This window comes from Streptomyces sp. NPDC047869 (genome assembly GCF_040704065.1).
Classification (GTDB): Bacteria; Actinomycetota; Actinomycetes; order Streptomycetales; family Streptomycetaceae; genus Streptomyces.
On record NZ_JBEYRK010000009.1, the window covers coordinates 80,001 to 102,990 of the forward strand.

Here is a 22,990-nt window from a genome sequence, read left to right on the forward strand (position 1 = left end):
GCCGCCGTCCGGTTCGCCCTCAGTCCGCGCCCGCCGCCCGCCGCCGTGCGGCCACCGCCGGGGCCACCGACCGGGGCAGCAGGTCGCGGGGGTTGCCGGGGGACAGCACCTCGACCTCCGCGTCCTCGCGGAAACGGTACGGCCGATGCTGCAGCAGATCCCCCAAGTACCGTCGGATCCTGGACATCTCGGCCCGTACGGTCACCGTTCTGGACGGATCGCCGAACAGGTCCTCCGCCAGGGCCGCCGCCCCCCGCCCGCCCCGGTGCTCGGCGAGCAGGTACAGCAACTCGGCGTGCCGCGGACTGAGTTCCCGGGTCCATGAGCCGGCCGTACCGCACACGGTCACCGAGGCACGGCCCGCCCGGCGCAGATCCAGCCGCACCCGGCTCGCGGTGCCCGGCGGCGTTTCGTCCGCCACCCGCAGCAGCCAGCCGCCGGCCAGCGGCTCGACCGAGCAGTGGCCCAGCGGCGGCAGCCACCGGCGCCCCGGGGACAGCGACTTGGGCAGGCCGAGCCGCCGCAGGTACGGCATCCCGGTCACCGCCGCCGCCCAGCCGTCCCGGTCCACCACCAGCGCCCGGCCGTCCAGCCGGGCCAGCACCGGCGCCGCCACCGTGCGCAGCCGCTCCAGCGAGTCCAGGTGCAGCTCCCGCAGCCGGGCCTCGGCGAGTTTCGCCACGGAGTCCACCCAGGAGAGGGTCGCCGGATGCATGGTGCGCAGCGGGCCGCTGATGTCCACCACTCCGATGAGCCGGCCGTCCCTGGGGTCGGCGATGGGGGCGCCCGTGCAGGTCCAGGAGGCGTGCGAGCGGACGAAGTGCTCGGCGGCGAACACCTGCACCGGCCGCCGCACCACCGCGGGGGTGCCCACGCCGTTGGTGCCGACGACGTCCTCCCGCCAGTCCGCGCCGAGTTCGAAGCCGAGGCCGTCGGCCTTGCGCAGCACCTGCGGCGACCCCTCCCGCCACAGCACGCGTCCCTCGGCGTCGGCGACGACCATGATGTGCTGGGCGACGTCCGCGACCGAAAGCAGTCCCTCGCGCAGCACCGGCAGCACCTGCCGCAGCGGTGACTCCTCGCGTCTGCGCCGCACTTCGTCGGCGGACAGCAGACCGGATCTGAAGTCGTGGTCGGGGTCGACGCCGCTGCGCAGCATCCGCCCCCAGGACTGCTCGATCACCGGGCGGGGCGCGATCCGCGCACGCCGCCCGGCGAGTGTCGCCTCACGCACCTCGCTCAGTACCCGCGCCGCCTGCGCCGCGTCCACGGCGGCCAGACGCGCCAGGTTCATCGGCGGGTTCACCACGGGTGATCCTCCCGGGAGGGCCTCGAACACACTTGTCAAGCCATACCGGGCGGCGGTTTCCGGTCGGCTTCAGTGCACATACTGCCGCCGGGCGCATGCCGGAGGCACAGACTCCGCGCACAGTCATCAATAAGTTGCAACCCCCTGCAACCCTGGTGAACCGCACGAGGACACCCGAGACTTGTCCACGGCGCCGCCCATGGGCGGCGTTCTGGCCTTTCAACGGGCCCATTCAGCGGGGGTGGTGCCGTGTCGGCGCAGCACCACCCCCGCGACGTGCGCCCGTGACGGGGCAGGGCCGTCCGGTTCAGGACACCGGCCGTGCCCGCTCCACCACCGAGGCCAGGTCCAGGCCCGCGGGCAGCGTGCCGAACGAGCCGCCCCGATCGCCGCCGAGCCGGGAGGCGCAGAACGCGTCGGCGACCTCCGGCGGCGCGAACCGCACCAGCAGGGATCCCTGGAGCACCAGCGCGAGCCGCTCCACCAGCCGCCGGGCCCGGCCCTCGATCCCGTCGAGGTCGGCCAGCTCGGTGAACAGGTCCTTCACCGCCCGGTCCAGCCGGTGGTCGGCGCCGTGCGCCCGGCCGATCTCGGTGAGGCAGGCGTCCAGCGCGCCCGGTTCTCGCCGCAGCGCCCGCAGCACGTCCAGCGCCTGTACGTTCCCCGCGCCCTCCCAGACGGAGTTCAGCGGCGACTCGCGCACCAGCCGGGGCAGACCCGACTCCTCGACGTACCCGTTTCCGCCCAGGCACTCGGCGGCCTCCACCGTCAGCGGGGCGCAGCGCTTGGTGATCCAGTACTTGGCGGCCGGGACCGCGAGCCGCAGGAAGGCGCGCTCCTGCTCGCTCCCGTCGTCATGGGCGGCGGCGAGCCGGAGTGCCAGCGTGGTCGCGGCCTCGGACTCCAGCGCGAGGTCGGCGAGCACATTGCGCATCAGCGGCTTGTCGATCAGCCTGCCGCCGAAGGCCTCCCGGTGCTCGCAGTGGTGCACCGCCTGCGCCACCGCCTGCCGCATCAGCCCGGCCGAGCCGAGCGCGCAGTCCAGCCGGGTCGCGGCGACCATGTCGATGATCGTACGGACCCCGCGCCCCTCCTCGCCGACCACGCGCGCCCAGGTGCCGTCGAACTCGACCTCGGCGGAGGCGTTGGACCGGTTGCCGAGCTTGTCCTTCAGCCGCTGGATCAGGAACACGTTGCGGCTGCCGTCGGCGAGGACGCGGGGCACGAGGAAGCAGGTGAGCCCACCGGGGGCCTGCGCGAGCACGAGGAAGCCGTCCGACATGGGTGCCGAGCAGAACCACTTGTGCCCGGTCAGCGCGTACGTCCCGGCCTCGGTGAGCGGCCGGGCCTGTGTGCTGTTGGCCCGTACGTCGCTGCCGCCCTGTTTCTCGGTCATGCCCATGCCGAACAGGGCGCCGGCCTTCTTGGCGGGGGGCCACAGCCCTCGGTGGTAGATGGTGGACGTCAGCCGCGGCTCCCACTCGGCGGCCAGCGCCGGATCGGCCCGCAGCGCGGGCACGGCAGCGTGGGTCATCGACAGCGGGCAGCAGTTGCCCGCCTCGACCTGGGTCCACACCAGGAACCCGGCCGCCCGGCGCACATGCCCCGCCGGCCGGGTCCAGGCGCCGGTGAGCCCCGCCGAGACGCCCTTGCCGAGCAGGCGGTGCCAGGCCGGATGGAAGTCCACCTCGTCGATCCGGTGGCCGTAGGGGTCGTGCGTGCGCAGCCGCGGCGGGAACTCGTTCGCCTGCGCCCCCCACTCCTGCACCTGCTGCGACCCGGCGGCCCGGCCCAGCGCGGACAGTTCCGCGCGCACCTCGTCCAGCACCTCGGCGGCGGTGTGCCGCTCGACGGCCTCCACGAGGGCCCGGTCGGCGCCGAAGACGTCGTAGCCCACCAGCGGGGGCGGCTGGTTCGTCACGGTGTGCGTGGGGTTGCCTGCCATGACTGCGAACCTACCCGCGATCGGGCCGATGCTGCCCCCGGAGCGACGCGGCGCCGTTGCGCAGCGCGCCGGGCCCGGTCGTCCACCCCCGGAAGGTGAGGGCGGTCCGGTACGACGGATACCGTTAGGTCGTGCAGCCAGGAAGTGAAACCCCCGAGCGGCCCGCCGGCCGTCTCCACCGGGCCAGAGCCCTCTACCGGAACGTATCCAAGCGCAGGATGGCCTGGCTGCTTCTCAAGGACACCGTCAACTCGTGCATGGAGTACCGCATCCTGGGCCTGGCGGCCGAGGCGGCGTTCTTCACGCTGCTGTCGGTGCCGCCGCTGCTGCTGAGCCTCATCGGTCTCCTCGGCTACGTCGACGCCTGGACCGGCGCCGACACCATCCAGAGCCTGGAGAACAACCTCCTCGAGGCCTCCCGCACCGTCCTGTCCGACAAGGGCGTCAAGGAGATCGCCGAGCCGATCCTGCACGACGTGATGGCCGGCGGCCGGCCCGACGTCATCTCCATCGGCTTCCTCTTCGCCCTGTGGTCGGGCTCCCGCGCGGTGAACGTCTTCATCGACACCATCACCGTGATGTACGGCCTCGACGGCGTGCGCGGCATCGTCAAGACCCGGCTCATGGCGTTCCTGCTGTTCATCGTGGCCCTGCTGATCGGCTCGGTCGCGCTGCCGCTGATGGTGGCCGGACCGGACGCGGTGGTGCGGATCGTGCCCTGGTCGGAGACGCTCGTGCAGGTCCTGTACTGGCCGGTCGTCCTCGTCCTGTCGGTCGTCTTCCTGACGACGCTCTACCACGTCTCCGTGCCCGTGCGCTCCCCGTGGATCGAGGACGTGCCCGGCGCCCTGGTCGCCCTCGCCATGTGGGTCCTGGGCAGCCTGCTGCTGCGGATCTACCTCACCAACACCATCGAGGGCGCCACGATCTACGGCTCCCTCGCCGCCTCCGTCGCCGTGCTGCTGTGGATCGGCGTGTCCGCCTTCGCCGTGCTCGTCGGCGCCGCGGTGAACGCCGCCATCGACCGGGTCTGGCCCGCCGCGGCCACGGCCGCCGCCCGCGAGGCGAACGAGCGGGTGCGCGAGGCACAGGTCGCCGAGTACGTCGCCTGGGCCGCCACGGCCCGCGAGAGCGACCCGGACGACCCCGACATGCCCTCCGAGTTCCCCGAGCGCTGGTCCCGCTTCCTCCCCCCGGAGGATGTGACGGCCCGCCTGCGCACCCACGCCAGGAACCCGCACCACCACACGCACAAGGGGGACGGGGCGGCCGGCGGGACCGGAGCGGCCGGCCCGAACGGCGCGGCCGGATCCAACGGCGTGAACGGCGTCGACGGGAAGCACGGCAGGCACGGCGACACGCCTCCGCACGGGATCTGACCGCCGCCGCGGGCGCCCGGCCCGGTGACCGTTCCGGCGCCCGGGACGCGCCCGGCGGCGTAGCCTGGCGCTCGTGTACGAGGAACGGCCGTCCCGGCTCACCGGCGCCGTGGTGTGGCGCCGCACCCCCGAGGACCCCGCCGCCCGGCCGGTACTGCCCGACGGCTGCATGGACCTGCTGTTCAGCGACGGCAGGCTGCTGGTCGCCGGTCCCGACACCCGTGCCCACGTCCCCGAGGGCCCGCCCCGCGCCTGGGCGGGCCTGCGCTTCTTCCCCGGCACCGCGCCCGCCCTGCTCGGCGTACCGGCCCGGGAACTGCGCGACACCCGGGTCGAACTGGCCGACCTGTGGCCTGCCGCCCGGGCCCGGCGGCTGTGCGACCGCGTCGCGACGGCACCGGATGCGGCGACGGCCCTGGAGGACATCGCGCTGCGCTGGGCCGCCGGGTCCGAGGGCCCCGACCCGCTGCTGCGCCGGCTGGTGGAGCGCCTGGACGCGGGCCGCCCGGTGGCGGTCACGGCCGCGGAACTCGGCATCGGCGGACGCGCGCTGCACCGCCGTTGCCTGACCGCGTTCGGCTACGGCCCCAAGACCCTGGCCCGCATCCTGCGTCTCCAGCGCGCCCTGGCCCTGGCCCGCTCCGGGATCCCGTACGCCGAGACGGCGGCGCGCACCGGCTACGCGGACCAGCCGCACCTCGCCCGCGACGTACGGCAGCTGGCGGGCCGGACGCTGGGCGAGCTACTCGGCGGCTAGCGGGGCGAACAGGTCGACGCCGTTGCCGTCCGGGTCGTGCACGGTGGCGTACCGCTGCCCCCAGAACGCGTCCCACGGCTTCAGCTCGCCGTGGTACCCGGCGCCCACGAGATCGTCGTACACGGCGTCGACCCCGGCCGGCGAGCCGCAGTGGAAGGCGAGCGCGACCCGTCCGCCGGCGGCCGGCGGCCGCCACGCCGGGTGGAAGGACCGCACGGTCTCCTCGGTGTCCAGCGCGAGCACCAGCCCGCCGGGCAGTTCGGCCTCGACATGCGGCTGTGTCTCGGCCCCTTCCGGGAAGACCAGCCCGAGGCGACGGTAGAAGGCGAGCGAGGCGGCCAGATCGGAGGCGACCACGCCGATCACGGCGAATCGTGGAGTCATGGACCCACGGTAGGCAGGGGCCCGCCGTCCGGTCTTGAAGAAAACGGACAGCGCCCGGTCCCGTCAGACGTCCTTGGTCAGCCGCAGGAAGGCGGCCCAGGAGGCGGGGGCGACGGCATGCGGCTGCGGAAGACCGCCCGCGCGTAGGCCGTCGTCCGGAGGAGACCCGGCAACACCCGGTTCTCACAGGAGGAGATCACCGTCGCCTCCCGCTCACAATCCAGGAACTCCCCCGCCCGCATCGGGACGAGATCGACTTCCGGCATCCTGCTCGGCGCGACCGACAACACCCTTGGTGTCGAGGAGTTCGTCCAACTGCTCAGCGAGATCCGGCTTCAGTGGGCGCCTGCCCTGCTCGATCGAGGCGATCTGCTGCTCGCCGACCATCGCCGAGGCGTTCCTCCGTGCCCGCCGGCTCGTTCCCATGCGGTCGAACTCCGCACGTCCGTGCCTGTGTTCACCACTCCGCGCCCGTACGAACGAGCTGTACGTTCGCAGGTGGCGGCGGGCACGGGCCCGCAGTGGGCGGGACGGCTCACCGAGTGACGTTTCTGCGGTGAACCCGTTCGGCCATCGGGGTGAGTAAAGCCGGCGTATGGCGAAGGTCAGCCATCCGTCCAGGGAATCTTTCGACTTGGTAAAGGGCGCCGAGGCGCGGAGACCTCCACGGGTCCGCGTCACCCACCCACAGAAGGAGCCGGACCTTGACCTACGGGAAGAAACTGCGCGAGCGGATCGCCGGGCCCGGGACCACACCGCTGATCGGCGTCTACGACATGTACTCGGCCTCGATCGCGGCCAAGCACTACGACGGGATGTTCGTATCGGGCTTCGGCTTCGCCGCCTCCCACTACGGCCTGCCGGACATCGGCTTCATCGCCTGGCCGGACATGGTGGCCTTCGTCCAGCGGCTGCGGGGCGCGTTCCCGCACCACCACCTGCTCGTCGACATCGACGACGGGTACGTCGACCCGGAGGTCGCCTGTCATGTCGTCGAGGGACTGGAACGGATCGGCGCCTCGGGGGTGATCCTCGAGGACCAGAAGCGGCCCCGGCGCTGCGGGCACGCCGACGGCAAGCAGGTGCTGCCGCTGGACGAGTACCTGGAGAAACTGGAGAAGGTACTGGCCGCCAGGCAGGACCTCGTGGTCGTCGCCCGCACGGACGCCACCGACGAGCACGACATCCTGCACCGCGCCGAGCGGCTCGCCGCGACCGACGCCGACGTGGTGCTGGTGGACGGGGTGCGCAGCGTCGAGTGGATCGGGCGGATCCGTGAGGTCACCGGGGGCAAGCCGCTGCTGTTCAACCAGATCGCCGGCGGCAAGTCGCCCCGCCTGTCGCTCGGCGAACTGTCCGGCCTCGGGGTCGACGTGGCCATCTACAGCACCCCCTGCCTGTTCGCCGCACACCAGGCCATGGACTCCGCGCTCACCGAACTCAAGGCGTCCGACGGCCGGTTGCCGCGGGTGGACCCGGCGAGCGGGGTCGGCGTACAGGCGTCGACCGCCCTGCTGGAGCGCAACATCGCCCGCGAGCGGCCGCGGCCCGAGGCTGTGGGCGTGTGACGGGTGCGGCGCCCCGGCTGACGGCGGCCGCGGTGCTCACGGCGGCGGTGCTCGGGGCCGGTGCCGTGCCCGCGGTCGCTTCGGCACCCGCGTCCGGAGGCCTGATCACGGTCATCGACAACTCGCGGGCGGACTCGATCCTGGAGGTCGACCGCTCGGCCAACCTGCAGACCGGCAGCGGCACCGCCGGCAGCGATCACGACGGCAGCGCCGTGGACGTGGTCGAGGCCCTGGTCGGAGCCCCCGGCCGGGAGGAGGACGGCTGAGGGGCGACGCGGGGACGCGGTGACACAGGACGACGGCCGGGCATCCCGTGCGGGAGGTGCCCGGCCGTCACCCCCTCCGCCCCCGATCCGGCGTCAACGGGCGGGCGGGCCACCGCAACGAGGCGGGCTGTCCGGCCGGGGGCCGTGCGGTCAGGCGATGCCATATGACAAGGACATGACCGATTTTGACCCTGTTCATCACACCGGGCGTCCAGCAGCATCCAGTGGTGGCAGTGCGGGTGACATCAGGCCGTGGGGGTCGCCGGACTGCGGCTGCCAGGGGGCCCGATGGGGGAACCCGGCACATCACCGAGGGGGAAACATGAGCATCGGAAAGACCGTCACCGCGTCCTTATTCTCGGCGGTACTGCTCGGCGGCGTCCTCGCCGCCGCGCCCGCCGCCCAGGCCCAGACCAACGGTGGGACGGGGGCGCTCTCCTGCTACGGCAGTGCGAAGTCGTACTCCAAGCCCGCCGGCAACCGCTGGTACCCCCAGGGCGGCCCGTACCTGACGGCCACCACCAACTGCTCCGACATCAACATCAAACCCAACACCTCCACCAGCGTCGCGGTGTGCTGGCTGCCCAGCTCCGGTGGTTCGTACTGCCAGAGCACGTTCAAGAGTGCTCCGGCGGGCCGGTGGACCGTCGTCGCGACGGACGTCCTGGCGGGCACGCACTTCTACTTCGACTTCGGTTCGACGGCGGCGAACTCGGGAGTCTGGGCGGCCTGACGCCCCGCGCCCGCCGCATCTCGCCCGGACCTGCCCCACGTCCCCCGTACGGCCCAGCCGGAACTCCGTGCGCCGGAATACATCCGCGCGGTGTGGTGCTCTGAAATGAGCGGTGCTTGATCTGTGCCCGGGTGGCCGCGCGGCGGGGCCGGGCGTGGTGAAGGGCTGGTGGGCGATGACGGCAGAGCAGTCGACGGGCCCCGTGGTCGTGACACCCCACGGGGCCGTACGCGGCCGGTACGAGCGCGGTGTCGCGGTGTTCCGGGGGATTCCGTACGCCGCCGCGCCCTTAGGGCCCCGGCGGTTCCGGCCGCCCGAGCCGCCCGCGCCGTGGGACGGGGTGCGGGACGCCGGCGCCTTCGGGCCGACGGCGCCGAAACCGCCGTACTCCGAGGCCTTCGCCCGGTATCTGTCCGATCCCGTCGTCGCCGGTGACGACTGCCTCAACCTCAACGTGTGGACCCCCGAGCCGGGCCCCGGTGCCCGCCTGCCGGTGCTGGTGTGGCTGCACGGCGGTGCCCTGACCAGGGGATCCTCCGCCGTTCCGGTCTACGGCGGACACGCGTTCGCACGGGACGGGGTCGTGCTCGTCTCGGTCAACTACCGGCTCGGGGTCGAGGGCTACGGGCTGTTCCCGGACGCGCCGCCCAACCCCGGCCTGCGCGACCAGCTGACCGCGCTGCGCTGGGTGCGCGACGGCATCGCCGCCTTCGGTGGTGACCCGGACAACGTCACCCTGTGCGGGCAGTCGGCCGGCGCGATCAGCGTCGGCGCCCTGATCGCCGCACCCCAGGCCCAGGGCCTGTTCCGGCGGGCGGTGCTGCAGAGCGGCGCGCCGGAGGTCTCGGAGCGGGACCGGGTGCGGCGCATGGTGCGCCGCATGGCCGGCCGGCTGAGGATCCCGGCCACCGCCGAGGCCTTCGCCGCCGTCGACCGCGCACTGCTGCTGCGCACCCAGGCCGAGGTCGGGCGGCTGAGCAGCCCCGTCCTGGGCGGCCCCGCCTTCGGCATCGTCGTGGACGGTGACCTCGTACCCCGCGACCCGCTCAAGGCCCTGATCGACGGCGAGGCGGCCCGGGGCGCCGAACTGCTGATGGGCTGGACCCGGGACGAGTACCGGCTGTGGCTGGTGCCCGGCGGGCTGGTCGAGCGTGTCGACCGGCTCGGCACGGTCGCCCTGGCCGGGGCCATGGCCCGCTGCCACGCCGGGCACGACGTGCCCCGCGGCTACCGTGCCGCGCGCCCCGGCGCCGGCACCGCCGAGATCGTCGGCCAGATGGTCACCGACCACCTGCTCCGGCTGCCGCTGCACCGGCTCGCCGACGCCCGCCCGGGCAGCTCCTACCTGTACGAGTTCGCCTGGCCGTCCCTGGTCCCCGGGCTCGGCGCCTGCCATGCGCTCGAACTCGGGTTCGTCTTCGACACCGGCGAGGTGCCGGAGTCGGTCAAGCTGGCCGGGGCGGGCGCGCCGCAGGAGCTGTGCGACGCGATGCACCCGGCCTGGGTGCGGTTCGCCGCGACCGGGGACCCCGGCTGGCAGGCCTGGGACGCCTCGCATCCGGTGCGGATCTTCGACGGCGGTGAGCCGTACGTCGCGCACGGGCCGCGCGACGCCGAACTCGGTCTGTGGCCGACCGCCGACAACACCGTCCCGGAGCCGGCGTCCGCCTCCGGCGTCAGGGCGCCGGGAGCCGCACGGGCCTCCGCGGTCCGGCGCCTGCGCCGCTCGGTCGCCGTCCGCCGCCGGTGACACCGCGCCCGGTGCCGGTGCCGGTGCCGGTGCCGGCAACGGCAGGACGGCCGGCGAAGCTGATGCCGGTCACACGGACGGCGGGCCGGTGACGGCGCGGAGCCGGCACCCGCGACGGCGCGGCGCAGGCACCGGCCCCGGCACAGCCGCGTGACACGCCCACCCCGGCCCGCTCACACCACTCGCGCGATCGCGGCGATCTCCGCCGGTCCCACCCGGCAGCAGCCGCCGATCAGCCGTGCCCCCGCGTCCCGCCATTCCTCGGCATGCCCGGCGCCGAACCGGGACCGGCCGGTCCAGGCGCGTGCCCGCGGGTCCCAGGCCTCCCCGCTGTTGGGGTAGACGACGACCGGCTTCCCGGTGACCCGGGCCGCGACCCCGACCGCGTACGTCACCTCCTCCGGCGCGCAGCAGTTCACACCGACCGCGATGATCTCGTCGGCGTCGGCGGCGGGCGCGAACGCCTCCTCCAGCGGCTGCCCGGCGCGCGTACGCCGGCCCTCGACGGTGTACGAGAGCCAGGCGGGCACCCCCAGCCCCCGCACCGCTCGCACCAGCGCCGCACCCTCCTCGGCGTCCGGGACCGTCTCCAGCGCCAGGGCGTCCGGCTCGGCAGCGGCCAGGATCTCCAGCCGCGGCCGGTGGAAGCGTTCCAGCTCCCCGGCGCTCAGTCCGTAACGTCCCCGGTACTCGGAGCCGTCCGCGAGCATGGCCCCGTACGGGCCGGCCGAGGCCGCCACCCACAGCGGGCGACCGGTCCCGCCCGCCCGCGCCCGCCGGGCCGCCTCCCGGGCCAGTTCCACGCTGAGCACCAGCAGCCGCGCCGCCCTCGCCCGGCTGATCCCGCGCCTGCCGAAACTCTCGAAGCCGGCCTGGTAGCTGGCGGTGATCGCCACGCTCGCACCGGCGCCGAAGTAGGCGAGGTGGGCCTCGGTGATCGCCTCGGGCCGCTCGGCGAGCAGCCGCGCCGACCACAGTTCGTCGCCCAGGTCGAACCCGGCCGACTCGAGCTGGTTGGACATACCGCCGTCGAGCACGACCGTTCCGGCGGCGAGGGCTTCGGCGAGGCCGGGGTGCGTGCGGCCGGACGCGCTGCTGGTCATGTCTCGACGCTAGTCCAAGCGCCCCGGGCGCACCGCGCGCACGCATCCGCGCAAAGGAGTGGGAAGCGCTTGCTGGAAGCGGTACGGTCTCAGGTCCGCCGGGGGCGGCACCATGCGCCGCGCCGGTCCGGCCCGAGAGGAACTCCCCGCCCGGCGCCCGGTGCCCGGGGCCGGACGCGGGTGGGGCGACGCCCCGGGGCGTCCCGACCGGAACCCGGGCGCCCCGGGCCCAGCAGGAAGGGAAGTCACCGCCGTGCTCCGACTGCCGCCCGACGACCGCTCGTCGAGCCCGTACACCGGGTACACCCGCGCCCACTGGGAGGCGGCGGCCGACGCCCTGCTCGCCGCCGTCGAGCCGTACGCCACCCCCGACCGCGCGCTCTACCACTTCCCCGGTGACCACGTCAGCCACTCCGGCCACCTCTCCGACGGGCTCGAAGGGTACGCCCGCACCCTGCTGCTGGCCGCATTCCGCCGTGACGGGACCGCGCTCGGCCGCTACGCCGAGGGCCTCGCGGCCGGCCCCGGCGGAGTCTGGCCGCGGATCACCGACCGGGCCCAGCCCCTGGTCGAGGCCGCCTCGATCGCGCTGGCCCTGCGGCTGACCCGGCCCCTGCTGTGGGACCGCCTGGACCAGGAGGTGCGCGAGCGGACGGCGGTCTGGCTGGAGGACGCCCTCACCGCCGAACCCTGGCCCTGCAACTGGGAGTTGTTCCCGGTCACCGTGGGCGGCTTCCTCGCGGAGATCGGCCACCGTCCGGACGCGGCCCGCGAGGCGGTCGACCGCGGCCTGGACCGCATCGAGGACTGGTACCTCGGCGGCGGCTGGTACACCGACGGCGACGGCCGCAAGTTCGACTACTACAACGGCTGGGCCATGCACCTCTACCCGGTGCTGCACGCCTGGCTGGCCGGCGACGCCGCACTGCTGGACCGCTACGGCGGCCGTCTCGAAGCCCATCTCGCGGATTACGCCCGCCTGTTCGGCGGCGACGGCGCCCCCCTGCACCAGGGCCGCTCACTGACCTACCGGTTCGCGACCGCGGCCCCGCTGTGACTCGGCGCGCTGACCGGACGTACGCCGCTGGCGGCCGGTGAGACCCGGAGACTGGCGTCCGGAGCGCTCAGGTACTTCCTCGACCGGGGCGCCGTGGACTCCCGCGGGCTGCTGACCCTCGGCTGGCACGGCCCCGACGAGGGTGTCCTGCAGAGCTACTCGGGGCCGGCCTCGCCCTACTGGGCCGGCAAGGGCTTCCTCGGCCTCCTGCTGCCCCCTGACCATGAGGTCTGGACGGCGCGGGAGCGGCCGGGCCCGGCGGAGCGCGCCGACGCGGTGAACCCGGTCACGGGGCCCAACTGGCTGCTGCAGTCGACGCGTCCGGACGGCGTCGTCCGCCTGCACAACCACGGCAGCGAGGACATCCGCTACGACCCGTACTACACGCGGTTCGCGTACTCGACGGTCACGCGGCCCCTGGGGTCCCCGCCGGGCAACATCGTGGTGGTCGGCGGCGACCCCGTCCGCTCGGACCTCGTGCCCCTGGGCGTGGGGGAGGACTGGGCGGCCTTCCGGTACACCGTGGCGTCCGGCGCGACGGTGACCAGCCTCGTCGTGGCCGACGGGGTGGTCGAGGTGCGGGCCCATCTGGTGACGGGAGCCGGACCCGGCACCGAGGTGCGCGTCACCGGGTGGGTGCCGGGGGCGGACGAGCGGGCCGAACTGGTGCCGGTACACGGACTGTCGGACGGTCACGCCCTCACCGGCACGACCGGTGACGGTGCCACCCTGTTCGTCGCCCTCGCCCGGCTCACCGCGGAACCCGGCCCTGTGCCGTTGGGCGGCCTGGTGGCCGTCGAGGTGCGGGACGAGCGCGACCTGACCGTCCGCTGGGCCACGGGCCGGCGCGGGCGGTTCCGGTTCTCGCCCCGGGACAACTCGGTTGCCGCCCTCGGCGACCGTGCTGAAGACTCCACCGCATGACTTCCAAGATCCGCCACGTGACGATCGCCTGCGCCGACGCCTACGCTCTCGGCGGCTTCTGGTCGAAGGTGCTGGACCAGCCGCTGCACGACGACGACCACCCCGGTGACCCGGAGGCACTGATCGAGGGCGCGGGGCTGCTGTTCGTCACCGTGCCGGAACGCAAGACCGTCAGGAACCGGCTGCATTTCGACCTCCAGCCGCAGGACCGCACCCGGGACGAGGAGGTCGAGCGGGTGATCGCCCTCGGCGCCACCCTGGTCGACGACCGGCGCAGGCCCGACGGCACCGGCTGGGCCGTCCTCACCGACCCCGAGGGCAACGAGTTCTGCGTGGAGCGCAGCGCGGCCGAGCGCGCCGGGTAGGGGGCGCGGACACTTCGGCCGCCGCCGAACGGACCCGCACCTAGCGTGCTCCGTATGAGCGACACCGAACAGCTGACGCCGGCACGGGCCGTCACCGACATGGTCGGGCACGTGCTGGCCCTGGCCGCCGGATGGACCGCCTGGGACGGCACCCCGGTCCACACCGACGACCGCGTTTACACCCCGCACAAGGCGATCCGCAGGGTCACCGACCACCTCATCGACCATCTGGCCGAACTGGAGGCCCGGCTGGCGGGCGAGGCCCCCCGGCCGGACCACTGGCACGCCTCCGCGAGCACCACGGCCGCCGACCTGGCCCCCTTCACCGCCGACGACCTCGACGAGGCCCGCAGCCGTCTCACCCGGCTCGCCCGGATCTGGTCCGTACGCCTGGACGCGCTGACCGGCGAACAGCTCGACGCCTCGCCCGGCGAGGGCTGGACCTTCCGCGAACTGGCCCACCACGTGGCGGAGTCCACCTATTACGCGGACGCGGTCGGGGACCTCTCGTGACCGCCTGAGCCCGTGCCGCCGTGGCACCCCCGCTCAGCCGGCGGCCCGCGCCTCCCGGGGCCAGTGGGTGAGGGCGATGTGCAGGGCCTCCACCGCCTTGTCCCAGGAGGCCTGTACATCGCGGGGGGCGCCGAAGCCGCCGGTGGACTCCAGGGCACAGTAGCCGTGGAAGGTGCTCCGCAGCAGGCGTACGGCGTCGGTGAGGTCGGGCTCGGCCAGGCCGTAGGCGCGGAGCATGCCGTAGGTGATCTCGGCGGTGCGGCGCAGGGCGGGGGAGTCGGCGATCAGGCTCTGGTCGATCCGGATCCGGGTGGCCGCGTAGCGGCCGGGGTGCTCCAGGGCGTACGACCGGTAGGCGCCCGCGAAGGCGGCCAGCGCGTCCCGGCCCGCCCGCCCCGCCACGGCCTCCGCGATCCGGTCGATCAGCTCGCCGCCCGCGTGCAGCGCCAGCCGGGTGCGCAGGTCGTTCAGGTTGCGGACGTGCGAGTACAGGCTCGCGTCCTTGACCCCGAAGCGCCGGGCCAGCGCGGAGAGGGAGACGTTCCCGAAGCCCGCCTCGTCGGCGAGTTCGGCGGCGGCCGCGACGATCCGGTCGACGGTGAGTCCCGCACGGGCCATGTGCCACCTCCTGGGATGCCGAGCCGGCATCCCAGGGTATCCAGGCTGTGGCCTCGGGCCCGCCGGAACCAGGCGTTCGTCAGGCGAGGACCTCCGAGAGGACGAACGAGAACCGCGTGGGCTCGGCCCGCAGGAAGTACCGCGGCAGCGGGCCCGGACCGCAGGACTGGGAGCCGAGGCCGTGCAGGCCGTGGTCCAGGTTGACCCACACCGTGTCACCGGGGACGAGGTCGGTCAGGTGGGCCGCCGCGTCCAGGTGTTCGGTGGTCCAGCGGCGGGCTGTGAGGGAGAACTCCGGATCGCCCTCGATACGCAGGCCGCCGAGTTCCGCCCAGCGGACGCCGGCCCGGGCGCCGTTCTCCTGCGGGCGGACGTACGGCGTCTGCAGGTCGTCCACGGTCGACTCCCAGCGGCCGACCCGCGACGCCGTCGCGCTGTCGGGATATGCCTCGCCCGGACCGCCGCCGTACCACCGCACCCGGTCGGCCGCCGCCAGTGCGAAGCGGATGCCGAGCCGGGGCAGCGGTACCGTCCAGTCGCCGTCCGGTGTGACGGACACGGTCAGGCCGAGCCGCGTTCCGTCCGACGTCCAGCGGTACACGGCCGACAGCCCGAACTCCCGGGCCGCGGGCGCCACCCGGGTACGCACCGTCAGCGCGTCGTCGTCCACCTCCACGGCGTCCAGCCGGTGCCGCATGCGGTGCAGACCGAGCTCGCGCCAGAGCGGGCCGTAGCGGATGTCGCTCTGCCAGGCGGCGCCGTCGTCGTTGTCGGTGGTGGCCCGCCACACGTCCAGGCGCGGCCCGGTGACCGCCACCCCGCCGATCGCCGTCAGAGCGCCGCTGCGTGCGTCGAAGGAGGCCGGGCCGAGGGTGATCACCCGCTCGCCGGGCACCGGCCCGTCGGTCGCCGGGACCGACGGCACCGGGCGTGCCGAGACCGCGAACTGACCCCAGGCGAGCACGTGTTCCGCCGGCGCCCAGGCGGTGTCCGCGGCGAGCAGCGCCCGTACGGTCCAGTGGGCCTCGCCCGCCGGAGCCGTGACCGGCGGCTCCGGCAGCTTCACCTCGGCGGACTCGCCCGGCGCCAGCGGCGGCACCGGCAGGGCACCGGACGCCACCGTCTCGCCGTTCACCTGGTAGGCCCAGGTGAACGCCAGCGCCGAGAGGTCGGCGAAGTCGTACTTGTTGGTGACGCGGACGCCGCCGCCCGTGCCGTCGCCCTCGATCGCGACCGGCTCGATGACCTTCTTGTACTCGACGAGACCGGGGGAGGGCCGCCGGTCCGGGAAGAGCAGGCCGTCGCAGACGAAGTTGCCGTCGTGCAACTCCTCGCCGAAGTCGCCGCCGTAGGCGAAGCCGAACCGCTCGTCCGCGATGCCGTGGTCGATCCACTCCCAGACGAAGCCGCCCTGCAGCCGGCCGTGCGCCTCGAAGATCCGCTGGTAGTCGGCGAGCCCGCCGGGGCCGTTGCCCATGGCGTGCCCGTACTCGCAGAGGATGAACGGCAGTTCACGGCGCCGGCGGGGACCGCCGTCCAGGCCGCGGCCGATCCGCTCGACCTCGGCGTGCCCGGCGTACATCCGCGAGTACATGTCCGTGTCCCGGCAGCCGAGGTCGCCCTCGTAGTGCACGAGGCGGGAGGGGTCGCGGCCGTGGATCCACTCGGCCATCGCGGTCAGGCCCCGGCCGGTGCCGGCCTCGTTGCCCAGCGACCAGACGACCACGGCAGGGTGGTTCTTGTCCCGCTCGACCATGCGGGCCGCACGGTCGAGCAGCGCCGGGGTCCAGCGGTCGTCGTCGACGGGGTTGTCCCGCCAGCCCTGCTCGGTGAAGCCGTGCGTCTCCAGGTCGCACTCGTCGACGACCCACAGGCCCAGCTCGTCGCAGAGGTCGAGGAAGGCAGGGTGGGGCGGGTAGTGGGAGGTGCGTACGGCGTTGATGTTGTGCCGCTTCATCAGCAGCACGTCCTCCCGCATCGTCGCGAGGCCCAGCGCGCGGCCCCGCTCCGGATGCCACTCGTGCCGGTTGACGCCCTTGAACAGCACGGCCCTGCCGTTGACCTTGATCAGGCCGTCCGACAGCTCCACCGTGCGGAAACCGATGCGCAGCGGCACCCGTTCACCCCCGGTGGCCAGCACTCCGTCGTACAGCGTCGGCGTCTCCGCCGACCACGGCTCGGCGGGCACCGTCACCGGCTCCCCGGTGGCGATGTCGATGCCGAGGTCCGGCACGGTCACCCGGCCGGCCACGTCGGAGTCGACGCGCAGGGTGCCGGTACCGGCGACATGGTCGTACGAGGCGTGCACGAAGAAGTCCGGGGTGCTGCCCGCCGGGCGGTGCAGCAGCGTGACGTCACGGAAGATGCCCGGCAGCCACCACTGGTCCTGGTCCTCCAGGTACGAGCCCGCCGACCACTGGTGGACCCGGACCGCCAGCACGTTGCCCGACGCCCTGAGCAGATGACCGGCCGCGAACTCGTGCGGCAGCCGAGAGCCCTTGAACTCGCCCAGCTCGGTGCCGTTCAGCCAGACGCGGGCGCAGGACTCCACTCCGTCGAAACGGAGCACCGCCCCGCCGTCCGGCTCACCGGGCCAGTCCTCGGGCAGGTCGAAGACGCGCAGGTGGTCGCCGGTCGGGTTCTCGGTCGGGACCCGAGGCGGATCGACCGGAAACGGGTACAGGTGGTTGGTGTAGACGGGGGAGCCGTGCCCCTGGAGGACCCAGTGACCGGGGACCCGCAGCTCCGCCCAGCCGGCCGCGTCGTACCCCTCGCGCGCGAAGGAGTCGTCCTTGGCGTCGGCCGTGTCCGATAGTCTGAAGCGCCAGTTTCCGTTCAACGAGAGGGACTTGGCGTCCGAGGTGGCGTACCAGGCCCGGGGCGGCAGCACCCCGGAGCCCGGCGAGACGTCCTCGATGTACTCGGGGGTCGTGGTACGGAAGGACATCGGTCTCCTAGCTCGTCTGGAGTCAGGTGGCTCGCAGCGCGGTCGCGGTGCGTCCGGCGCCGCCGCGCCGTCCGCCGACGGACCGCAGCGTCCCCTCCAGCGCGAACGTGGCCGCGCCCAGGGACACCGGGTCGGTGGGGATGGGGGAGAGGACGATCTCGGTGGCCGCCAGCGGCCGCCGCAGCGCGTGCCGGGCGACCGCCGCGCGCACCTCGCCGAGCAGCGGCGCGCCCAGCCGGGACGCCACCCAGCTGCTGAGCACGACCACTTCGGGGTTGAGGAGGTTGATCAGATCGGCTATCCCGGCGCCCAGATAGCGGGCGGTGTCGCGCAGCACCGCGAGCGCCACCGGATCGTGCGCGGCGACCGCCGCGGCCAGGGCGTCGACGGTCGCGGTCTGGTCCCCGGGGTGCAACAGCGGTGAGTCTGGGTCCAGTTCGCGCAGGTTCCGCATGACGCCGGGCGCGCCGACGTAGGTCTCCACACAGCCGTGGTTGCCGCAGTGGCACAGGCGGCCGTCCAGCACGAGCGTGGTGTGCCCCCACTCGCCCGCGCTGTCGCTGACCCCCCGGTGCAGCCCGCCGCCGAGCGCGAGACCGGCGCCGACCCCCGTGCCGAGGTTCACCACCACGGCGTCCCCGCGCCCCCGCGCGGCCCCGAACCAGAGCTCGGCCACGGTGCAGGCGCGCAACGGGTTGTCCAGGTACAGCGGGTGGGCGACGCGCTCGGCGAGCAGGTCCAGCAACGGCACGTCGTGCCAGTCCCAGTTGGCCGCGTACTCGGCGACCCCGCGGTCCCGGTCGACCTGGCCGGGCACGCTCACGCCGACGCCGAGCACCCGGGCCGCGTCGATCCCGGCCCGGGCCACCACCGATCCGACGGCGGCGGCGACATGGCCGGCCACCTGCTCCGGGCCGCTCTCGCCGGGCCGCAGTTCCTCGTCGGCGCGGGCCAGCACGTTCAGCGCCAGGTCGAACAGCTCGGCGTGGACGTACGTCTCCGCGACGTCCACCCCGACCAGCGCGCCGCCGGACGTGTTCACGGCGATCAGGCCCCGGGGCCGGCCGCCGGCCGAGTCCTCGAAACCGACCTCGGTGATCATGCGCAGCTCCAGCAGCTCGCCGACCAGCGTGGCGACCGTGGCCAGGCTCAGCCCGGTGGCGGCCGCCAGCTCCTGCCGCGAGGTGGGGGACTCGGCGATGATCTGGCGCAGCACCTCGTACCGGTTCGCGGTGCGGATGTCACGTGACGTGCGCTTCACGGAGCTGCCCCTCCCATACCGCCGGGCCGGACCGGGGCGGGCCGGCACCGGCGCGGCGACAGGCTATGGGCTTCGGACGCCATCGACAAGGAGTTAGGAAAGGGGGTGAAGAAAGTCCCGCAGGTGTCAGTTCCCCAGGACGTCCCGGACGAAGGCGTTGGTGAACTTGCCGGTGGGGTCGAGGGATCCGGCCAGGGCACGGAAGTCGGCCAGGCGCGCGTAGCGTCGACGCAGTTCCGCGGGCGGCACCGTGAAGACCTTGCCCCAGTGCGGGCGGGCGTCGAACGCGCTCAGGGCCTCCTCGACCCGGCGGACCACCGGCAGCACGGCGGGCGTGTCCTCGATCCAGGTGAAGTGCAGCGCCACCGAGTCCCGGCCGTGGGCCGGGCTGAGCCACTGCGGGTCGGCGGCGACGGTGCGCACCTCGCAGGTCTGCAGGACGCCGGCCACCGTCGTCCGCACGGCGTCGAGCGCGTGCAGCGCGTCGACGGCGGCCGACCGCGGCAGCAGGTACTCCGACTGCAGCTCGGCCCCGCTGCTCGGGGTGAACTCCGCCCGGAAGTGCGGCAGCCGCTCGTGCCACGGTCCCGGCACCCCGGACTGCTCGGTGCAGTTCACCGCGGGCATGCCCGGCACCGGGTGCATCGCCCCGGTCGCGGCGGCGGCCCACGGGAAGTCCACGGGCGCCTGATCGGTGCGCCGCTTCACCCACACCTGCCGGAACCCCGGCTCCCGCCAGTCGGTGAACAGGCTGACGCTGTACGCCGCCCCCGCCACCGCCTCGTAGTCCAGCCCGGCCAGGGGCAGTTCGGTGAACACGTACTGCTCGACCTCGTACGCCGGTTCCAGCTCCAGGGTGAGCGCGGTGACCACGCCGAGCGCGCCCAGCGAGGTCACCGCGCCGTCGAAGCGGGCGTCCCCCCGGGCGACGGTGACCGTGGAGCCGTCCGCCGTGACCAGCTCCACCTCCCGCACCGCCGCGGCGAGCGGCCCGTTGCCCACGCCCGAGCCATGGGTGCCGGTGGCCACCGAGCCGGCCACCGAGATGTGCGGCAGGGAGGCCATGTTGGGCAGCGCGAGTCCGTGCGCGTGGACCGTACGGGCGAGTTCCGCGTACCGGACCCCGCCCGAGACGCGCACCGTGCGGGCGGCGGTGTCCACGTCGATCACCGGCGGCAGGGCGGTGATCGACACGAGCACCCCGTCGCCGCCGGGCTCGGCGATCCGGTTGAAGGAGTGGCCGCTGCCCAGTACCCGCACCCGCGCGCTGCCGGCCACCAGCGACCGGAGCGCGCCGGCCGTCTCCGGTCGGTGGAACTCCTTGGCCTGGTAGGTGATGTTCCGGGCCCAGTTGGTGACCGTCCGCGCCGTCCGACTCATCCTTGCCGTCCCTCCCTGGGGTGCGTGTTCATTGACCCTCTCATCTGCCGGGACCTACCGTAGAGAGCGGTTGCTGTCCGAGCGCCCGCGACCCGGGCGTCCTTGGTCCGTGCGCCTGAGATGCGGGCGCCCGCGATCCGCGCGCCGACGAGACGGAAGGCCCCTTCGTTGCCCGAGCGTCCCCAGGCCCTGTTCGCCATGACGGCACCCAACGTGCCGCGCGTCTTCCCGCCGGACCTGCTCGCCGGGCTGCGCGAGCACGTCGACATCGACCCCGCCCTCGTGGCGGAGGACCTCACCGAGCCCCGGGTGCGGGAGGCCCTGGCCCGCACCGAGGTCCTGATCACCGGCTGGGGCTGCCCGCTCCTCGACGCGGCCGCCCTGGACGCGGCACCGAGGCTGCGCGCGGTGCTGCACGCGGCCGGCTCGGTCAAGGGCTTCACCACCCCCGAGGTCTTCGAGCGCGGCATCGCCGTGTCCTCGGCCGCCGCCGCCAACGCCCTGCCCGTCGCCGAGTACACCCTCGCCATGATCCTTCTCTCGGGCAAGGACGTCTTCGCCTCCCGCGAGCTGCTGCGCGGCCGCCGTGCCTTCCCCTACGGCGACATCCTCCCCGGCATCGGCAACTACGGCCGCCGGGTCGGCGTCGTCGGCGCCTCCCGCATCGGCCGCCGGGTCGTCGAGCTGCTGCGCCCCCACGATCTCCGGGTGAGCCTCTCGGACCCCTACGTGGACGAGGCCGGGGCGGCCCGGCTCGGCGTGCCCCTGCTGCCGCTGGACGACCTGCTGCGCGGCTCCGACACCGTCACCCTGCACGCCCCGGACACCCCCGAGACCCGGCACCTGATCGGCGCCCGGGAACTCGCCCTCATGCCCTCGGGGGCCGTGCTGATCAACACCGCGCGCGGCGCCCTGGTCGACCACGACGCCCTGGTGGCCGAGCTGCGCACCGGCCGCCTCGGCGCCGTGCTGGACGTCACCGACCCGGAGCCGCTGCCGGCCGGCTCACCCCTGTTCGACCTGCCCAACGCCTTCGTGACCCCGCACCTCGCCGGCTCGCAGGGCAACGAGGTCGCCCGGCTCGGGCGCACGGTGGTGGAGGAGGCGGCACGGCTGGCGGCGGGGGACCCGCTCGCGTATGCCGTCGATCACACCGCCCTGGAGCGGACGGCCTGACGGCACCGCCGGACCGGGACGGCTCGCGCGCCGGGACGGGGACCCGGCCGGGCCGGCGCGCGAACGGGGGCATACGGTGAGATCCGAATGTCCGAGCCGGGAGGAGATGACGGATGGGCAGCCGCACCGCGCTGGTCGAGGATCTGATGGAGCGCTTTCCGCATGTGCCGCGGGAGGCCGTCTTCAAGGAGGACCTGCTCCGGGGCGGAGTCGCCTTCGACGCCTCCGCGCTCAGCGACAACGAGAGCGGCGAGGTCAAGCCGAAGTCGTACTTCATCTTCTCCTTCGACCACGGCACCCTTCCCGAGCTGGGCGAGGCCGCGCTGCGCCGGCCCCCGGAGGAGATCATCCTCACGGGCGGCCCGTACGACCTGCGGCGCACCGTCGTCTCCGTACGGGTGAACCCGGCCTCGCCGTACCGGGTCGCCGCCGACGAGGAGGGGCTCCTCGGCCTGTACCTCGACGGCAGCCGGATCGCCGACGTCGGTGTGCCGCCCATGCCCGAGTACTACCGGCACACCCTGTCCAACGGGAAGTCGGTGATGGAGGTCGCCCCCACCATCCAGTGGGGCTATCTGATCTACCTGACGGTCTTCCGGGTCTGCCAGTACTTCGGCGCCAAGGAGGAGTGCCAGTACTGCGACATCAACCACAACTGGCGCCAGCACAAGGCGGCCGGCCGGCCCTACACCGGGGTGAAGGACGTCGAGGAGGTACTCGAGGCCCTCGAGATCATCGACCGGTACGACACCCAGAAGGCGTCCACCGCCTACACCCTCACCGGCGGCGCCATCACCAAGACGGTCGCCGGGCGGGACGAGGCCGACTTCTACGGCCACTACGCCAAGGCCATCGAGGAGCGCTTCCCGGGCCGCTGGATCGGCAAGGTCGTCGCGCAGGCGCTGCCCAAGGCGGACGTGCAGCGGTTCAAGGACTACGGCGTGCAGATCTACCACCCCAACTTCGAGGTGTGGGACCGCCGGCTCTTCGAGCTGTACTGCCCCGGCAAGGAGCGCTACGTCGGCCGGGACGAGTGGCACCGCCGCATCCTGGACTCGGCCGACGTCTTCGGCGCGCGCAACGTGATCCCGAACTTCGTCGCGGGCGTGGAGATGGCCGAGCCGTTCGGCTTCACCTCCGTCGACGAGGCCATCGCGTCCACCACCGAGGGCCTGCGCTTCTTCATGTCGCACGGCATCACGCCCCGCTTCACCACCTGGTGCCCGGAGCCCACCACCCCGCTCGGCAAGGCGAACCCGCAGGGCGCGCCGCTGGAGTACCACATCCGGCTGCTGGAGGCCTACCGGGCCACGATGGACGACTTCGGTCTCTCCTCGCCGCCCGGCTACGGCGAGCCCGGACCGGGCCGCGCGGTGTTCTCCGTCAGCTCCTTCATGGACAGCCTGCCCGCCGAGGAGCCGGCGGAGGTCTGACCGCCGGGAATCAGCGAGCCGGACGGTGAGCGGAACGGGGCCCGCGTCCGTATGGGAGACGGGAGTGGCGGGCCCGGCCGCGGCCGGTCACGGCGCGCGACGCCGTGATCACCCGATTCGAA

18 protein-coding genes and 2 pseudogenes are annotated in these 22,990 nt (G+C 73.8%); 11 read left to right on the forward strand and 9 right to left on the reverse strand.

Annotated features, from left to right (window positions below):
• Positions 1–19 precede the first annotated feature (19 nt).
• On the reverse strand, positions 20–1,294 hold the full coding sequence (locus tag AB0924_RS14430; RefSeq protein WP_366911603.1) for a GAF domain-containing protein: 1,275 nt from the start codon (positions 1,292–1,294) through the stop codon (positions 20–22).
• A gap of 322 nt (positions 1,295–1,616) precedes the next feature.
• Entirely contained in the window at positions 1,617–3,254 is a 1,638-nt protein-coding gene (locus AB0924_RS14435) for an acyl-CoA dehydrogenase family protein (protein WP_366911527.1), read from the reverse strand.
• A 131-nt stretch (positions 3,255–3,385) separates the two neighbouring features.
• Between AB0924_RS14435 and AB0924_RS14440 the strand changes: the two genes are divergently transcribed.
• Both AB0924_RS14440 and AB0924_RS14445 read left to right on the forward strand, forming a co-directional pair.
• A complete protein-coding gene (locus AB0924_RS14440; protein WP_366911528.1) occupies positions 3,386–4,633 on the forward strand; it encodes a YihY/virulence factor BrkB family protein in 1,248 nt (415 codons plus the stop codon).
• A gap of 73 nt (positions 4,634–4,706) precedes the next feature.
• Entirely contained in the window at positions 4,707–5,390 is a 684-nt protein-coding gene (locus AB0924_RS14445) for a helix-turn-helix domain-containing protein (RefSeq protein ID WP_366911529.1), read from the forward strand.
• On the opposite strand, the gene AB0924_RS14450 is transcribed toward AB0924_RS14445, so the two are convergent.
• Both AB0924_RS14450 and AB0924_RS14455 read right to left on the reverse strand, forming a co-directional pair.
• The gene (locus tag AB0924_RS14450; RefSeq protein WP_358935228.1) at positions 5,376–5,774 is read right to left on the reverse strand and encodes a VOC family protein; all 399 of its coding nucleotides are present in this window, start codon (positions 5,772–5,774) and stop codon (positions 5,376–5,378) included. The two genes, AB0924_RS14445 and AB0924_RS14450, sit on opposite strands and share 15 nt — an antisense overlap.
• Positions 5,775–5,887: 113 nt before the next feature.
• Positions 5,888–6,200, reverse strand: a pseudogene (locus AB0924_RS14455) (Scr1 family TA system antitoxin-like transcriptional regulator); the annotation flags it as partial.
• 278 nt (positions 6,201–6,478) lie between these two features.
• On the opposite strand from AB0924_RS14455, the gene AB0924_RS14460 reads away from it, so the two are divergent.
• From AB0924_RS14460 to AB0924_RS14475, 4 genes are all read left to right on the forward strand, one after another.
• Positions 6,479–7,342 (forward strand): isocitrate lyase/PEP mutase family protein, encoded by an 864-nt coding sequence (locus AB0924_RS14460; protein ID WP_366911530.1) that lies wholly within the window; start codon positions 6,479–6,481, stop codon positions 7,340–7,342.
• The gene (locus AB0924_RS14465; protein ID WP_358935232.1) at positions 7,339–7,608 is read left to right on the forward strand and encodes a hypothetical protein; all 270 of its coding nucleotides are present in this window, start codon (positions 7,339–7,341) and stop codon (positions 7,606–7,608) included. The genes AB0924_RS14460 and AB0924_RS14465 overlap by 4 nt, the downstream gene beginning before the upstream one ends.
• 322 nt (positions 7,609–7,930) lie before the next feature.
• Positions 7,931–8,341, forward strand: a complete 411-nt coding sequence (locus AB0924_RS14470; RefSeq protein ID WP_358935233.1) for a hypothetical protein — start codon at positions 7,931–7,933, stop codon at positions 8,339–8,341.
• Between the two features lie 175 nt (positions 8,342–8,516).
• Positions 8,517–10,091: a carboxylesterase family protein gene (locus AB0924_RS14475; RefSeq protein WP_366911604.1), complete on the forward strand. Its 1,575-nt coding sequence runs from the start codon at positions 8,517–8,519 to the stop codon at positions 10,089–10,091.
• 173 nt (positions 10,092–10,264) lie between these two features.
• On the opposite strand, the gene mmuM is transcribed toward AB0924_RS14475, so the two are convergent.
• On the reverse strand, positions 10,265–11,194 hold the full coding sequence (gene mmuM / locus AB0924_RS14480) for a homocysteine S-methyltransferase (RefSeq protein WP_366911531.1): 930 nt from the start codon (positions 11,192–11,194) through the stop codon (positions 10,265–10,267).
• A gap of 253 nt (positions 11,195–11,447) precedes the next feature.
• Here mmuM and AB0924_RS14485 point away from each other — a divergent pair.
• From AB0924_RS14485 to AB0924_RS14495, 3 genes and pseudogenes are all read left to right on the forward strand, one after another.
• Positions 11,448–13,175 (forward strand): annotated as a pseudogene (locus tag AB0924_RS14485) (DUF2264 domain-containing protein).
• A complete protein-coding gene (locus tag AB0924_RS14490) occupies positions 13,172–13,540 on the forward strand; it encodes a VOC family protein (RefSeq protein WP_366911532.1) in 369 nt (122 codons plus the stop codon). The pseudogene AB0924_RS14485 and the gene AB0924_RS14490 overlap by 4 nt, the downstream one beginning before the upstream one ends.
• 54 nt (positions 13,541–13,594) lie before the next feature.
• Complete coding sequence (locus tag AB0924_RS14495) at positions 13,595–14,053, forward strand: hypothetical protein (RefSeq protein ID WP_358935243.1); 459 nt, start codon at positions 13,595–13,597, stop codon at positions 14,051–14,053.
• A gap of 33 nt (positions 14,054–14,086) precedes the next feature.
• Here AB0924_RS14495 and AB0924_RS14500 read toward each other — a convergent pair whose 3' ends face one another.
• The 4 genes from AB0924_RS14500 to AB0924_RS14515 form a co-directional block, all read right to left on the reverse strand.
• Positions 14,087–14,671: a TetR-like C-terminal domain-containing protein gene (locus tag AB0924_RS14500; RefSeq protein ID WP_358935245.1), complete on the reverse strand. Its 585-nt coding sequence runs from the start codon at positions 14,669–14,671 to the stop codon at positions 14,087–14,089.
• Between the two features lie 79 nt (positions 14,672–14,750).
• Positions 14,751–17,618, reverse strand: a complete 2,868-nt coding sequence (locus AB0924_RS14505; RefSeq protein ID WP_366911533.1) for a glycoside hydrolase family 2 TIM barrel-domain containing protein — start codon at positions 17,616–17,618, stop codon at positions 14,751–14,753.
• 22 nt (positions 17,619–17,640) lie between these two features.
• Complete coding sequence (locus AB0924_RS14510) at positions 17,641–18,879, reverse strand: ROK family transcriptional regulator (protein WP_366911534.1); 1,239 nt, start codon at positions 18,877–18,879, stop codon at positions 17,641–17,643.
• A gap of 126 nt (positions 18,880–19,005) precedes the next feature.
• Complete coding sequence (locus tag AB0924_RS14515) at positions 19,006–20,259, reverse strand: FAD-binding protein (protein ID WP_366911535.1); 1,254 nt, start codon at positions 20,257–20,259, stop codon at positions 19,006–19,008.
• 168 nt (positions 20,260–20,427) lie between these two features.
• On the opposite strand from AB0924_RS14515, the gene AB0924_RS14520 reads away from it, so the two are divergent.
• The gene (locus AB0924_RS14520; protein ID WP_366911536.1) at positions 20,428–21,435 is read left to right on the forward strand and encodes a hydroxyacid dehydrogenase; all 1,008 of its coding nucleotides are present in this window, start codon (positions 20,428–20,430) and stop codon (positions 21,433–21,435) included.
• 113 nt (positions 21,436–21,548) lie between these two features.
• Positions 21,549–22,868: a radical SAM protein gene (locus tag AB0924_RS14525; protein WP_358935255.1), complete on the forward strand. Its 1,320-nt coding sequence runs from the start codon at positions 21,549–21,551 to the stop codon at positions 22,866–22,868.
• Positions 22,869–22,990: the final 122 nt, after the last annotated feature.

Coding starts and splice junctions, on each gene's coding strand:
- AB0924_RS14430 (WP_366911603.1), bottom strand. CDS start 1,294: ATGAACCTGGCGCGTCTGGCCGCCGTGGACGCGGCGCAGGCGGCGCGG.
- AB0924_RS14435 (WP_366911527.1), bottom strand. CDS start 3,254: ATGGCAGGCAACCCCACGCACACCGTGACGAACCAGCCGCCCCCGCTG.
- AB0924_RS14450 (WP_358935228.1), bottom strand. CDS start 5,774: ATGACTCCACGATTCGCCGTGATCGGCGTGGTCGCCTCCGATCTGGCC.
- AB0924_RS14470 (WP_358935233.1), top strand. CDS start 7,931: ATGAGCATCGGAAAGACCGTCACCGCGTCCTTATTCTCGGCGGTACTG.
- AB0924_RS14475 (WP_366911604.1), top strand. CDS start 8,517: ATGACGGCAGAGCAGTCGACGGGCCCCGTGGTCGTGACACCCCACGGG.
- mmuM (WP_366911531.1), bottom strand. CDS start 11,194: ATGACCAGCAGCGCGTCCGGCCGCACGCACCCCGGCCTCGCCGAAGCC.
- AB0924_RS14490 (WP_366911532.1), top strand. CDS start 13,172: ATGACTTCCAAGATCCGCCACGTGACGATCGCCTGCGCCGACGCCTAC.
- AB0924_RS14495 (WP_358935243.1), top strand. CDS start 13,595: ATGAGCGACACCGAACAGCTGACGCCGGCACGGGCCGTCACCGACATG.
- AB0924_RS14500 (WP_358935245.1), bottom strand. CDS start 14,671: ATGGCCCGTGCGGGACTCACCGTCGACCGGATCGTCGCGGCCGCCGCC.
- AB0924_RS14505 (WP_366911533.1), bottom strand. CDS start 17,618: ATGTCCTTCCGTACCACGACCCCCGAGTACATCGAGGACGTCTCGCCG.
- AB0924_RS14515 (WP_366911535.1), bottom strand. CDS start 20,259: ATGAGTCGGACGGCGCGGACGGTCACCAACTGGGCCCGGAACATCACC.
- AB0924_RS14525 (WP_358935255.1), top strand. CDS start 21,549: ATGGGCAGCCGCACCGCGCTGGTCGAGGATCTGATGGAGCGCTTTCCG.